This is a genomic window from Pseudomonas sp. GYB4201 (assembly GCF_056312595.1).
On sequence record NZ_JBWGIG010000014.1, the window covers coordinates 139,633 to 152,935 of the forward strand.

Sequence of the window (13,303 nt, forward strand, 5' to 3'; positions counted from 1 at the left end):
CCGGTTCAGGCCTTGGCCTTCGGCATTTGCGAAACCAGGGACAAGTTGACGTCCATGCCCTCGACCTGGAAGTGCGGCACGGCATACAGCTTGACCCGGAAAAAACCCGGGTTGTCGTCGATGTCCTCGACAGTCACCCGCGCCTCCCGCAGTGGGTGGGAGGCCTGCAGGTCATCGCTGGGGTCGGTCATTTCGGTGACCAGGCCACTGACCCAGCGGTTCAGCTCCAGCTCCAGGACACGACGGTCCTTGGTGGTGCCGATGTTCTCGCGCTGAATGAGCTTGAGGTAATGGGCAATGCGCGACAGCAGGAAGATGTAGGGCAGGCGCGCGTTGATGCGGCTATTGGCCGTGGCCTCGGGGGTATCGAACAAGGCCGGTTTCTGCGCGGAGTTGGCCGAGAAAAAGCAGGCGTAATCACGATTCTTGTAGTAGGAAAGCGGGATGAACCCGAGGTTGGCGAACTCGAATTCGCGGGTTTCCGGGATCATCACTTCAGAGGGAATCTTCACCTGGTTCCCGGTGCCCAGGTCGTACAGGTGGATGGGCAGGTCGGCCACCGCCCCGCCCGACTGCGGGCCGCGTATCTGCACGCACCAGCCGTTGGCGATGAAGCTCTTGACCATGTTGGCGGCGAAGGCAAACGCCGCGTTGGTCCACAGGTACTTGTGGTGGTCCGGGCCCTTGACGCTTTCCACGTAGTTGAAGCTGCGCACCGGGACGGTGTCCGGGCCATAGGGCAGCCGCCCCAAAACCCGCGGCATGGTCAGGCCGACATAGCGGGCATCGTCGCTATCACGAAAGGCTTTCCACTTCAGGTACTCGGCGCGATCGAAGTAGTTGCCGATGTCCTTGATGGCAGCCACCTCCTCCATGGTCTGCTTGCCGAAGAACGCCGGGCCGACGGCACCAATGAACGGCATGTGCGCGGCAGCGGCGACCTTGGAGATATTGCGCAGCAAGGCAACGTCCTGCGGGCCGCGACCGAACTCGTAGTTGGAGATTGCCGCGGCAATCGGCTCACCCCCCGGGGTGTCGTATTCCTGGATGTAGGTGTGCTGGTACAGGCCGCTCTGGGCAATCTCGGGCGCGTCGTCGAAATCCTCGACCAGGTGTTCCTTGCTGATATCCAGCAGCTCGATGCGCACGTTCTGGCGAAAATCGGTCTGGTCGACCAGTGACTTCACCCCGCGCCAGGTGGATTCCACGCGCTGGAAATCGGGATGGTGCATCACCGCATCGAGTTGGCGGCTGATCTGCTGGTCCAACAAAGCGATATGTTCATCCAGCAAGCTCTTGTCCAGGCGCTCGACCTTGCGCGACGACTGCTTCAACAGCTCAAGGAACACGCTGACGGCTGCGGTCACGCGCTCGTCGGGCGAGGCTTCCGCCATGCCCTCGGCGTGTTGGAATACTTCCAGGTCCGCGAGGGTGGCGACCGGGTTCAGATTGATTTTCGCGAACAACCCGCCATATACACTTTGGCTTTCTTCAGGCAACACTTCAGCGTCACGGCCCGAGGCCGTGTTGGGGCTTGCAGACATGATGAATTTCCCTTTAAAACAGAAGCGACAGATTAACGAGGCGTTTGCGAACCCAACAGCAACAACTCGGCACGCAATTCATTACTTAATGTTTCATCCCTGAGAATGCGCTCGAACTCCTGGCGAAATGTACTGTTATCCAACAGATTGGACTTGAGATCCCGTAACAGATTGCGCATTGCAAGGAGTGAACGTAACTGGGGAATTTGCCTGGCTACCTGTTCAGGCTCGAAATCCTTCATGGCCCGAAAACTCAATGCGGCAACTGTCTCGCCTGCTTCATCCAGCAGGGTATTCTCCACGCTGACCTTGAGGGTAGGTGCAAACTCCGCCAGCACGCTGTCGAAATTGTTCTTGTTGATGTCCAGCTTGCTGCGTGCCGACAGCGGGCGGGCCTCCCGGCCGTTGCTGTAATCGCCCATGACCATGAGCTTGAGTGGCAGTTCGACCTTGCGCTGGGCGCCGCCGGTATGCAAATCGAGCCTGATATTGACGCGAGCCTTTGGTACTTCATTCTGGAAGCTGTTCGATGCCATCGGTTTCCCCTTCGTAACAAAAAGCAACTAACGCAAGACGGCTACGACGTTGCCGAGTTTCAATCGTTCGGGTACAGCCATATTGCTGCGCAGGAAGGCAGCCCGACAGGGTCAAAAGCTGACGTGCCGTAATGGTTGCGATGGCGAAAACGTAAGTCATTGCTCGAAGCAATACTACCCCTGGAAGGTATTCAAGAGGCGTCCCACAGGGCAAAGTAATATTTCCTACAAATCGACCTAAAAACCCCTACAGATACACTGCACTTTTAATACACAGATCAGAGATAACCTTCTGTATAGTCAAGAGTGCACTTCGAATAATTGCACGGCTGAGTGACGAGACTCACGTTTTATCTGCTGGGTTGGCAGCTAAAATAGTTTCAGTTCGTATATAAGCGTTGAAGCCCGGGGGTGATGGCCGCGCGGGAGATGGCGCGCGCGCCCCTGACGCGGCCTGCGGCCGCTGCTACGGAAACCTTAGCGAAACCCGCCGCCCACCTGCCACACCCGCGCGCCGCTGGCGACGCTGCCCGCCACGGCAAAGGCGCAGCCCAGCCACAACGCCCACTCGGGCCCGCTGCTGAGCGATGCATGGAAGCACAGCGCTACCAGCGAGGCGCCCAGGGTCTGCCCCAGCAGCCGCGAGGTGGCGACGATGCCACTGGCGCCGCCGCTGCGGTTGGCCGGGGCGCTGGTCATCAAGGCCTTGAGGTTGGGCGACTGGAAGAAGCCGAAGCCGGCGCCGCACAGGGCCATGCGCCAGCCGATGTCGAAGGCGCTGGCACCTGGGCCCAGCAAGGCCAGGGCGGCCATGCCCAGGCCCAGGGCCAGCAGGCCGATGCCGCCCAGCAGGCCCGGCGAGAAGCGGTCGGCCAGGCGCCCGGCCACCAGGGCGGTGAGCGCTACCACGGCGGGCCAGGGGGTCATGAGGAAACCCGTGGCGACTTGGCTGTGGCCCAGCACGCTTTGCAGCAGGAACGGCAAGGCGACGAAGGCCAGGCCCTGGCTGGTAAAGGCGCAGATAGCGGTGGCCGAGGACAGGGCGAACAGCGGCCGTTTGAACAGGTCCAGGGCCAGCATGGGCGCCGGGTGGCCGGCCTGGCGGCGCAGCAGCAAGGCGCCGCAGGCCAGGGCCACGGCCAGTTCGGCGCCGGTGAGCAGGCCGTTGGCGCCGTGCACGGTGGTGCCCAGGCCCAGCACCAGGCAGCCGAACAAGCCGGCGCAGAGCACGGCGGCCAGGCGGTCGAAGTCGTGGCCGGCCGGTGCGATGTCCGGCAGGTGGCGCTGGGCCAACAGCGCGGCCAGCGCGCCCAGGGGCACGTTGATCAGGAACAGCCAGTGCCAGCTGGCCACCGAGAGAATCGCCGAGGCCGCGGTAGGCCCGAGGGTAAAGGCCAGGCCTACCACCAGGGAGTTGTAGCCCATGCCGCGGCCGAGCATTTTCGACGGGTAGATAAAGCGCAACAACGCGGTGTTGACGCTCATGATCGCTGCGGCGCCCAGGCCCTGCACCACCCGGGCAATGGCCAGGGACGGTAGCGACCAGGCCAGGCCGCACACCAGCGACGACAGCAGGAACACCAGCAGCCCGCCCAGGTACACGCGGCGGTGGCCGAGCACTTCGCCCAAGGAGGCGAACGGCAGGATGGTGGCGACCATGGCCAGCTGATAGGCGTTGACCACCCAGATGACCGAGGCGGAATCGGTGCCGATGCCGCTGGCCAGGGTCGGCAACGCGGTGTTGACAATGGCCGTGTCGAGGGTAGCCATGCCGACGGCCAGGGAGATGGCGATGACGGCGGGGGTACGGTGCTGCCGGGGCAGGCCGTCGGTGGGGGCAAGCATGGGCGAAGGTATCCAGAATCAGGCAATGAAGTTCTGGAGAGTAGCGCCGTACGGGGCGCAATTCACCGCACCGCGCTCAAGCTGTCAGAGCTTTCATGTTGCTGTCATTCAATTGACTAGCGAACGGTGGTAACGCAAGGCGCCGCAACGTTCGCAGCGCTCGCAGGTCATCAGCGCCGAACCCAGTTGTTGTGCGGGATAAGTGGCCCATTCGCAGCCTTTGATCAAACAGATGATACTCATGGCAACCTCCTCGGGGTGACGCCCCGATTGTTCTTGCCATGACCGTTGCAGGGTTCGGGCCAACTACCCAGGGGTCGTAAAAACCGGGTGATTGCAGGTCGAACCTCATGCATTTTGCACGGTGCCCGCCCCATGGCCGTGCAGACCGCCCTGCAGCTCGTCAGGTGGCTCTGCCCACCCCCTCAACTTTGCCCGGTTTTATCCGATACCCGGTTCAAACGCCATGTCGGCGTTGCGCAAGACAGGACGTCGACGCTCTTGATTCGGCAGGCATCGATGACCCAGAAAACCCTCAATGACTTCCTGCGTTGCCCGGGCACCCGCTACCTGGCACTGACCGCAGCCCTGCTGGCTGGCCTGCTGGCCATGACCGGCCGCGCGCAATGGCAGCAGGCCTGGCAGGCCCCGCTGACCTGGCTGTGCCTGGCGGCCATCGTGCTGCTGGGGGTGCTGGCCGTGCAGGTGGGCATCAGCCAGCGCCTGATTCGCCGGCGCAATCTGGAGCTCAAGCGCCAGATCGAAGACCATGCCCGGGTACGCGCTTCGCTGGCGCTGAGCGAGGACCGCTTCCGGCGCCTGTTCGAGTGCTCGCCGGACGCGGTGTGGATCCTCGACCAGCATGGCTTCAGCAGCCAGGCCAACGCCGCCATGCTCGCCACCTTCGGCTTCAGCGACGCTGCAGCGTTTCGCAACATCAGCCCCCTGGACCTGTCGCCGCCCCTGCAGGAGGACGGCACGCCGTCGGTGGAACGCGCCGACGCGGTGCTGGCCGCCGCCACCGCCAAGGGCGTGCAACGCTTCGAATGGACGCACCGGCGCCTGGACGGCAGCCTGTTCCCCGCCGAGGTGACCCTGAGCGTGCTGGACCTGGACGGTGAACCGGTGACCTTCGCCGTGGTGCGCGACATTTCCCAACGACGCCAGGCGGAAGCCGAGCTGCTGCGGCAGAAAACCCTGTTGCAGGCGATTGTCGACAACGCGCCATCGTTGATCTACATGTTCGACAGCCAAGGCCGCCTGGTGCTGTGCAACCAGCTGTACGAAGACGCCGTGGACCACCAGGAGGCCGAACTGGTGGGCCGCCGCCGCGACGACTTCATGGTGCCCAGCGACGCCCGCCAGCAGAATCTGGACGACGCCACGGTGCTGTTCAGCGGCCAGGCGCAGCGCTTCGAGGACATCCACCACAAGCGCGGCGAACCGCGCACTTACCTGACCACCAAGTGCCCGCTGCGCACCCCCGACGGCCAGTTGCTGGGGGTGCTGGGCATCTCCAACGACATCACCCGCCTCAAGCAGACCCAGGAAGCCCTGGAGCGCCTGGCGCATTTCGACGTCACCACGGGGCTGGCCAACCGCGTGCTGTTCCATGAACGGCTGGGCGAGGATATTCGCCAGGCCGCCAGCCGCGGGCGCCAGCTGGCCGTGCTGGTGCTGGACCTGGACGGCTTCAAGACCGTCAACGACACCCTCGGCCACCCCACCGGCGACCGCCTGCTGCACGAGGCCACCCTGCGTTTCCAGCGCGCCCTGCGCCCCGGCGACCTGGTGGCACGGCTGGGCGGCGACGAGTTCGCCTTTGTGCTGCCGATCGAGCGCCAGGTGGAAGAAGTGATCGGCCGCCTGCAGGCCCTGCTCGACAGCCTGCGCCCACCGTTCGACCTGGACGGCAGCACCGCACTGATCACCGCCAGCATCGGCGTGGCGCTGTACCCGGCGGACGGCAGCTGCGCCGACACCCTGCTGCGCCACGCCGACACCGCCATGTACGCGGCCAAGGAAGCCGGGCGCAACGACTACCGCTTCTACCAGCGGCACATGACTCAGCACATGCAGGAACGCGTGAGCCTGGAGCATGCCTTGCGCCGTGCGCTGGACAACGACGAACTTGAGGTGTGGTACCAGCCCAAGCTGAGCCTGGCCGATGGCCAGGTAATGGGCGCCGAGGCCCTGATGCGCTGGCGCGACCCGGTGGCCGGGCTGGTCGCCCCCGCCGATTTCATCCCACTGGCCGAGCGCACCGGGCTGATCGTGCCCATGGGCGAGTGGCTGCTGGACCAGGTGTGCGCGCACCTGCGCCAGTGGCGCGACGAGGGTTGTTTCAACGGCCACGTGGCCGTCAACGTGGCGGTGCCGCAGATCGAGCGCAGCGATTTTGTCGACACCGTCAGCCGCGCCCTGCAGCGCTACCAGCTGCCCGCGCGGCTGCTGGAAGTGGAGGTCACCGAGAGCCTGTTCCTGGAAAGCCGCCAGCTGGCGCGCAGCGTGCTGGGGCGCCTGCAGGGCATGGGCGTGACCACGGCGGTGGACGACTTCGGCACCGGCTACTCCTCGCTGGCGTACCTGCATCTGCTGCCGGTGGACAACCTCAAGATCGACCGCGCCTTTATTCAGGAACTGCCCCACTCCGCCACCCACGTGGCCATTACCCGCGCGATCATCCAACTGGGCCACGCGCTGAAGTTCAGCGTGACCGCCGAAGGCATCGAGACCCCGGAGCAGTACGATTTCGTCCGCCAGGCCGGCTGCGACGTGGGCCAGGGCTACCTGATCGCCCGGCCCATGCCCGCCGCCGAGTTCGAAGCCTGGCTCTACCAGAACCCGTAGCAGCTGCCGCAGGCTGCGTCCCCTGGTAAACCGCGGCGCCTGGGACGCGGCCTGGTGGCCGCTGCTACGGAACGCGGTGAGTCAATGATGGCATTTACGCCATTTCATGAAACATTTTTCATACGACTAAGGTATTATCCCCCCGCGACGAAGTGCCGCAACCGCGAAAAACTTCTAGCAATCTAGATAGCAATACAGGTGCCTTCAGGCACCCCCATAAAGAATGCCCCCTAGTAGCTGTCGCCAATAATTAACAAGAAATCGGCTCCGGAGGGACATGACTACGGAAAAGATAGCTCCCTATCTTTTTCAGTACTCACTGCCCCCGTTATTTCGCCAAAAAGAGCGGGACGCGGATTGAGTTTTTTAAATCAGGGGTTATTGATGTTGAAGAAAATGAACAGGACCCTCCTGGGTCTGGCGTTGTCCATGACGCTGCTGCCGGCCCATGGCGCCGAGCCGAAGAAAGTTGATGTGCTGCTGGTAGGCGGCGGCATCATGAGTTCCACGCTGGGTATCTGGCTCAATGAACTGGAGCCGGGCTGGTCGATGGAAATGGTCGAGCGCCTGGACGGCGTCGCCGAGGAAAGTTCCAACGGCTGGAACAACGCCGGTACCGGTCACTCGGCCCTGGCCGAATTGAACTACACCCCGGAAGGCAAGGACGGCAAGATCGATATCTCCAAGGCCGTTGAAATCAACGAATCCTTCCAGGTATCGCGCCAGTTCTGGTCGTGGCAGGTCAAGAATGACGTGCTGAAGAACCCGCACTCGTTCATCAACTCCACCCCGCACATGAGCTTCCTGTGGGGCGACGACAACATCAAGTACCTGAAGAAGCGCTACGACGCCCTGCAGGCCAGCCCGCTGTTCCGCCCGATGCAGTATTCGGAAGACCCGGAGCAGATCAAGCAGTGGGTGCCCTTGATGATGGACGGCCGCGACCCGAAACAGAAAGTCGCCGCTACCTGGACCCCGATTGGCACTGACGTGAACTTCGGTGAAATCACTCGCCAGTTCGTCGGCTACTTGCAGACCAAGTCCAACTTCGACTTGAAACTGTCCAGCGAAGTTGAAGACATTTCGCGCAACGACGACGGTTCGTGGCGCGTGACCTACAAGAACTTGAAAGACGGCACCGAATCGGTCACCGACGCCAAGTTCCTGTTCATCGGCGCCGGCGGCGGTGCCCTGCACCTGCTGCAGAAGTCGGGCATCCCTGAGGCACGCGAATACGCCGGCTTCCCGGTGGGCGGCTCGTTCCTGGTCACCGATAACGCCAGCGTTGCCGAGCAGCACATGGCCAAGGCCTACGGCATCGCCTCGGTGGGCGCACCGCCCATGTCGGTACCGCACCTGGACACCCGCGTGCTGGACGGCAAGCGCGTGATCCTGTTTGGCCCGTTCGCCACCTTCTCCACCAAGTTCCTCAAGAACGGCTCGTACTTCGACCTGCTGACCAGCACCACCACGCACAACGTGTGGCCGATGACCAAGGTCGGTATCGAACAGTACCCGCTGGTGGAATACCTGGCCGGCCAACTGATGCTGTCGGATGACGACCGCTTCAACGCCCTGAAGGAATACTTCCCTAAAGCGAAGAAAGAAGACTGGCGCCTGTGGCAAGCCGGCCAGCGCGTGCAGATCATCAAGCGTGATGCCGACAAGGGCGGCGTGCTGAAGCTGGGCACCGAGATCGTCGCGTCCCAGGACGGCACCATCGCCGGCCTGCTGGGCGCCTCGCCAGGTGCCTCGACCGCCGCGCCAATCATGCTCAGCGTGCTGGAGAAGGTGTTCAAGGACAAGGTAGCCACCCCGGCCTGGCAGGACAAACTGCGTCAGATCGTGCCCAGCTACGGCACCAAGCTGAACGACCATCCTGAAGCCGTGATGCAGGAATGGACCTACACCAGCCAGGTGCTGCAACTGAACCCGCCACCGGCCATCGACCTGACTGCTGCCCCGCAGCCACAGGCCGCACCGGCTAAAGCGGCGAGCAACCCAGCGGCCGACATGGCGCTGTAAGGCTCGACGGCAGCCGGCCCTGCAAGGCCGGCTGCCTTGGCTTACCTGCTCAAACCACCTGCAACACAATCTTGCCGATGTGATCCCCGCCTTCCATGCGCCGGTGGGCACCCGCGGCGTCGGCCAGCGCGAACACCTGGTCCAGCACCGGCAGCGACTTGCCTTCGGCCAGCAACGGCCACACGTGACGCTCCAATCCGGCGGCGATCACCGCCTTCTCTTCCGTGCTGCGCGAACGCAGCAGCGACCCGGTGACCACGGCCTGCTTGGCCATGATTGCCAGCAAGTTTACCTCCTTGACCTTGGCGCCCCCCAGGAAGCCAATCACCACCAGGCGCCCGCGACGGGCCAGGGCGGCGATGTTCTGCTCGAAATACGAACCGCCCATGATGTCCAGGATCACATCCACGCCCTTGCCTGCGGTGCGCTCGGCAATCACCTGGGCGAAATCCTGCTCGCGGTAATTGATCGGTTCGCCGCCCAGGGCCTGCACCTGCGCGCATTTCTCTGCCGTGCCGGCGGTGGCAAACGCCTTGATGCCTAGCGCCTTGCTCAGGGCCAGCGCGGTGGTGCCAATGCCGCTGGTGCCGCCGTGAATCAGCACGCTCTGGGTGGCGTCCAGGTGGGCCATGTCGAATAGGTTGGCCCACACGGTGAAGAAGGTTTCCGGAATCGCCGCGGCGGTGATCATGTCCATGCCGGGCGGCACCGGCAGTGCCTGGGTGGCTGGCACGGTGCAGTACTCGGCGTAGCCGCCGCCGTTGGTCAGCGCGCAGACCTTGTCACCCAGGGCGAAGCCCTGCACGTCCGCGCCCAGGCCTACCACCTCGCCAGCCACTTCCAGGCCCGGCAGCGGGTTCATGCCCGGCTGCATGGGGTACTGGCCGGCGCGCTGCAAGGCGTCGGGGCGGTTGACGCCAGCAGCGTGCACCTTGATCAGCAGCTCATGGGGCTTGGCCACGGGCAGCGGGCCCTGGCGCGGTTGCAGCACTTCGGGGCCACCGGGCTGGGTGATCTCGATGTAGGTCATGGTGGACGGCAGTTGGATGGCAGGCATGGTCGCGCTCCGATGAAGTGGGCTATTGGCAGTGACAACCACCAACGGCAAGGCGTTCATCATAGCGCCGCAGGAAGATGCAATAATGCAGCGATTACCCATCCATCAAATGCAGAAATGCATCAGCGGAGTGAGCATGAACTGGGACGATACGCGCTTCTTCCTGGCCCTGTGCCGCGAGCGCACCCTGCGCGGTGCCGCGCGCCAGCTGGGCGTGGACCAGGCCACCGTGGGCCGGCGCATCGCCGCGCTGGAAGAGGCCTTGGCCGCGACGCTGTTCCTGCGCAGTTCCGACGGCTACCGGCTGACCTCGCCCGGTGAGGCGGCCTACAGCGCGGCGGTGCAGATGGAGCACTCCGCCCACGACCTGCAGCGGCGCATCCAGGGCCTGGACGACCTGCCCAGCGGCCAGGTGCGGCTGGCCACCACCGACTCGCTGGCAGTGGACTTCGTCATCCCCGCTCTCGCCCGCCTGCGCCTGCAACACCCGCAGGTGCAGGTGGACGTCAAGGCCTCGACGCAGATGCTCAACCTGGCGCGGCGCGAGGCCGACCTGGCCATCCGCACGGTCAAGCCGGACAATCCCGACCTGCTGGTGCGGCGCCTGGCGGCCTGGCCGGTAGGGTTGTTCGCCTCGGCCGAGTATCTGCGGCGTCATGGCGTGCCGGAGCCGGGCAACGGTTTTACCGGCCACGCCCAGGTGGCCTGGCAGCCGTATGTGGAAGCCGGCCGCGCCAGCACCCTGCTGGACGAGCCGGCCCATGGCGCGCAGATCAGTTGCAGCGCCAGCACCAGCCTGCTGGTGCGCCAGGCCGTGGCGGCCGGGCTGGGCCTGAGCGAACTGCCGGTGCTGGCCGGCGAGCGCGATGGGCTGGTGCGGGTGTGGCCGCAGCGGGTGCGTGCGCAGCCTTATGAAGTGTGGCTGGTGAGCCACGCCGACCTGCGCCACACGGCGCGGGTCAACGTGGTGGTGGAGGCGCTGGTGGCAGCCTTCAGCACACCGACAGCAGGTCCCGACGTTCCAGGTTGAGCAGGAACTGCTTGGCCGGCAAGCCGCCGGCAAAACCAGTGAGGCTGCCCGAACTGCCGATGACCCGGTGGCACGGCGCGACGATGGAAATGGGGTTGCGGCCATTGGCAGCGCCCACCGCGCGCACGGCCTTGGGGTTGCCCAGTTGGGTGGCGATGTCCAGGTAGCTGCGCGTTTCGCCGAACGGAATGGCCAGCAACGCGTGCCACACCTGCACCTGGAAGTCGGTGCCGGCAAAGTCCAGCGCCAGGTCGAACTGCTGGCGCTCGCCAGCGAAATATTCCTGCAACTGCGTGGCAGTGCGCACCAGCATCGGGTGGTCACCCTGCTCCTGCAACTCGCCCAGGCGCACGCGGTTGGGGCGGTCGTCTTCCCACAGAATGGCCGCCAGCTTGGGGCCACGGGCGACCAGGGTCAGCAGGCCCACGGGGGATTCAAGGAATTTGCAGGCGTAGTGCATGGCGGCGGTTCCAATCGGTCGAGCGGCCATTCTAAGCGCCCTGCCCCGGGAAAAAACCCCATTTCTTGCGCCCCCCCCTGTAGCAGCTGCCGCAGGCGGCGTCAGACGTCACCGCGCCAATGCAGGCATTACCGGGTGCGGCCGGACGCTGCCTCGCGGCAGCTGCTACAGGCATCGAGCTATTGGACCATTGTCGACAATCACTGTTTTTTCTTTGACTTGATGCGCACATATGGCTATTTTCGACCCTATCAAAACACAGTGTGTCGACAATATGCCTACCCCCCTCGCCACCGAAGACTCAGAAACGCTGTCCGAAAACGTCTTCCGGCGTATCCAGGCCGCCATCGTCAAGGGCGACATCGCCCCCGGCAGCAAGATCTCCGAGCCGGAGCTGGCGCGCACCTACGGCATCAGCCGCGGGCCACTGCGCGAGGCCATCCACCGCCTGGAAGGCCAGCGGCTGCTGGTACGTATTCCCCACGTGGGCGCGCGGGTGGTGTCGCTCAGCCACGCCGAGCTGATAGAACTGTACGAAATTCGCGAATCGCTGGAAGGCATGGCCTGCCGCCTGGCCGCCGAGCGCATGACCGAGGCCGAGATCGAAGAGCTGCGCCAGGTGCTGCACACCCACGAGCGCGACGCCGCGTTCCAGGCCGGCGTGGGCTACTACCAGCAGGAAGGCGACTTCGACTTCCACTACCGCATCATCCAGGGCAGCGGCAACCGCACCCTGGTGCAGATGCTCTGTGGCGAGCTGTACCAACTGGTGCGCATGTACCGCATCCAGTTCTCGGCCACGCCCAACCGCCCGCGCCAGGCGTTTGCCGAACACCACCGCATTCTTGATGCCATCGCCGACCGCGATGGCGAATTGGCCGAATTGCTGATGCGCCGGCACATCGGCGCATCGCGACGCAATATCGAGCGTCACTACGCGGACGCATCCACCCAGCCTGAGAGGTGAGTCATGAACAATAAGAACAGTCCCGGCCAACGCTTCCGCGACGCCGTGGCCAGCGAACATCCGCTGCAAGTGGTGGGCGCCATCAACGCCAACCACGCGCTGCTGGCCAAGCGTGCCGGCTTCAAGGCCATCTACCTGTCCGGTGGCGGCGTTGCAGCGGGCTCCCTGGGCCTGCCGGACCTGGGCATCAGCGGCCTGGACGACGTGCTCACCGACGTGCGCCGCATCACCGACGTCTGCGACCTGCCGCTGTTGGTGGATGTCGACACCGGCTTCGGCTCCTCGGCGTTCAACGTGGCGCGCACGGTCAAGTCGATGATCAAGTTCGGCGCCGCCGCCATCCACATCGAAGACCAGGTGGGCGCCAAGCGCTGCGGCCACCGGCCGAACAAGGAAATCGTCAGCCAGCAGGAAATGGTCGACCGCATCAAGGCGGCCGTGGATGCGCGCACCGATGATAGCTTCGTGATCATGGCGCGCACCGACGCCCTGGCCGTGGAAGGCCTGGACGCCGCCCTTGAACGTGCAGAAGCCTGCATCGAGGCCGGCGCCGACATGATCTTCCCCGAGGCCATTACCGAACTGGCCATGTACAAGCAATTCGCCGACCGCGTGCGCGCGCCGATCCTGGCCAACATCACCGAGTTTGGTGCCACGCCGCTCTATACCACCGAGCAGCTGGCGTCGGTGGACGTGTCGCTGGTGCTGTACCCACTGTCGGCGTTCCGCGCCATGAACAAGGCCGCCGAGCACGTCTACGGCGCCATTCGCCGCGACGGCACGCAGCAAAATGTCATCGACACCATGCAGACTCGCATGGAGCTGTACGACGCCATCGACTACCACGTGTTCGAGCAGAAGCTGGACGCCCTGTTCGCGCAAAAGAAAGGCTGAAGCATACCCGTAGCCGCTGCCGCCAGGCTGCGCTGGCCGGTGTGAACCCTGAGGATCTCGAGTGAGGCACAGGGCCAGCGCAGCCTGCGGCAGCG

The 13,303-nt window shown here is 64.4% G+C and carries 11 protein-coding genes; 5 read left to right on the forward strand and 6 right to left on the reverse strand.

Going from position 1 to position 13,303, the window contains the following annotated elements; all coding sequences use genetic code 11:
• Positions 1-5: 5 nt before the first annotated feature.
• The 4 genes from tssC to AC0Z2B_RS15740 all read right to left on the reverse strand — a co-directional run bounded on the left by tssC (position 6) and on the right by AC0Z2B_RS15740 (position 4,168).
• Positions 6-1,544: a type VI secretion system contractile sheath large subunit gene (tssC, locus tag AC0Z2B_RS15725; protein WP_476297840.1), complete on the reverse strand. Its 1,539-nt coding sequence runs from the start codon at positions 1,542-1,544 to the stop codon at positions 6-8.
• A gap of 32 nt (positions 1,545-1,576) precedes the next feature.
• Complete coding sequence (gene tssB, locus AC0Z2B_RS15730; RefSeq protein WP_416424659.1) at positions 1,577-2,080, reverse strand: type VI secretion system contractile sheath small subunit; 504 nt, start codon at positions 2,078-2,080, stop codon at positions 1,577-1,579.
• A 477-nt stretch (positions 2,081-2,557) separates the two neighbouring features.
• On the reverse strand, positions 2,558-3,925 hold the full coding sequence (locus AC0Z2B_RS15735) for an MFS transporter (RefSeq protein ID WP_476297842.1): 1,368 nt from the start codon (positions 3,923-3,925) through the stop codon (positions 2,558-2,560).
• A 108-nt stretch (positions 3,926-4,033) separates the two neighbouring features.
• Positions 4,034-4,168, reverse strand: a complete 135-nt coding sequence (locus AC0Z2B_RS15740) for a PSPA7_2676 family Cys-rich small protein (protein ID WP_416424661.1) — start codon at positions 4,166-4,168, stop codon at positions 4,034-4,036.
• Between the two features lie 276 nt (positions 4,169-4,444).
• Here AC0Z2B_RS15740 and AC0Z2B_RS15745 point away from each other — a divergent pair, with 276 nt between their 5' ends.
• Together AC0Z2B_RS15745 and mqo are read left to right on the forward strand one after the other, a co-directional pair.
• On the forward strand, positions 4,445-6,775 hold the full coding sequence (locus tag AC0Z2B_RS15745; protein WP_476297844.1) for a putative bifunctional diguanylate cyclase/phosphodiesterase: 2,331 nt from the start codon (positions 4,445-4,447) through the stop codon (positions 6,773-6,775).
• Positions 6,776-7,159: 384 nt separating this feature from the next.
• Positions 7,160-8,800 carry a malate dehydrogenase (quinone) gene (gene mqo, locus AC0Z2B_RS15750; RefSeq protein WP_416424663.1) on the forward strand — a complete coding sequence of 547 codons (1,641 nt, stop codon included), beginning with the start codon at positions 7,160-7,162 and terminating at the stop codon, positions 8,798-8,800.
• 49 nt (positions 8,801-8,849) lie between these two features.
• On the opposite strand, the gene AC0Z2B_RS15755 is transcribed toward mqo, so the two are convergent.
• Positions 8,850-9,848 (reverse strand): NAD(P)H-quinone oxidoreductase, encoded by a 999-nt coding sequence (locus tag AC0Z2B_RS15755; RefSeq protein ID WP_476297856.1) that lies wholly within the window; start codon positions 9,846-9,848, stop codon positions 8,850-8,852.
• Between the two features lie 145 nt (positions 9,849-9,993).
• Between AC0Z2B_RS15755 and AC0Z2B_RS15760 the strand changes: the two genes are divergently transcribed.
• Positions 9,994-10,887: a LysR family transcriptional regulator gene (locus AC0Z2B_RS15760; protein WP_476297846.1), complete on the forward strand. Its 894-nt coding sequence runs from the start codon at positions 9,994-9,996 to the stop codon at positions 10,885-10,887.
• Here the strand turns inward: AC0Z2B_RS15760 and AC0Z2B_RS15765 are convergent.
• Positions 10,850-11,347, reverse strand: a complete 498-nt coding sequence (locus tag AC0Z2B_RS15765; RefSeq protein ID WP_473002520.1) for a methylated-DNA--[protein]-cysteine S-methyltransferase — start codon at positions 11,345-11,347, stop codon at positions 10,850-10,852. The two genes, AC0Z2B_RS15760 and AC0Z2B_RS15765, sit on opposite strands and share 38 nt — an antisense overlap.
• Positions 11,348-11,621: 274 nt before the next feature.
• Between AC0Z2B_RS15765 and AC0Z2B_RS15770 the strand changes: the two genes are divergently transcribed.
• Complete coding sequence (locus AC0Z2B_RS15770; protein WP_476297848.1) at positions 11,622-12,314, forward strand: GntR family transcriptional regulator; 693 nt, start codon at positions 11,622-11,624, stop codon at positions 12,312-12,314.
• A gap of 3 nt (positions 12,315-12,317) precedes the next feature.
• Positions 12,318-13,208 carry a methylisocitrate lyase gene (prpB, locus tag AC0Z2B_RS15775; RefSeq protein WP_473002522.1) on the forward strand — a complete coding sequence of 297 codons (891 nt, stop codon included), beginning with the start codon at positions 12,318-12,320 and terminating at the stop codon, positions 13,206-13,208.
• The last annotated feature ends 95 nt before the right edge of the window (positions 13,209-13,303 follow it).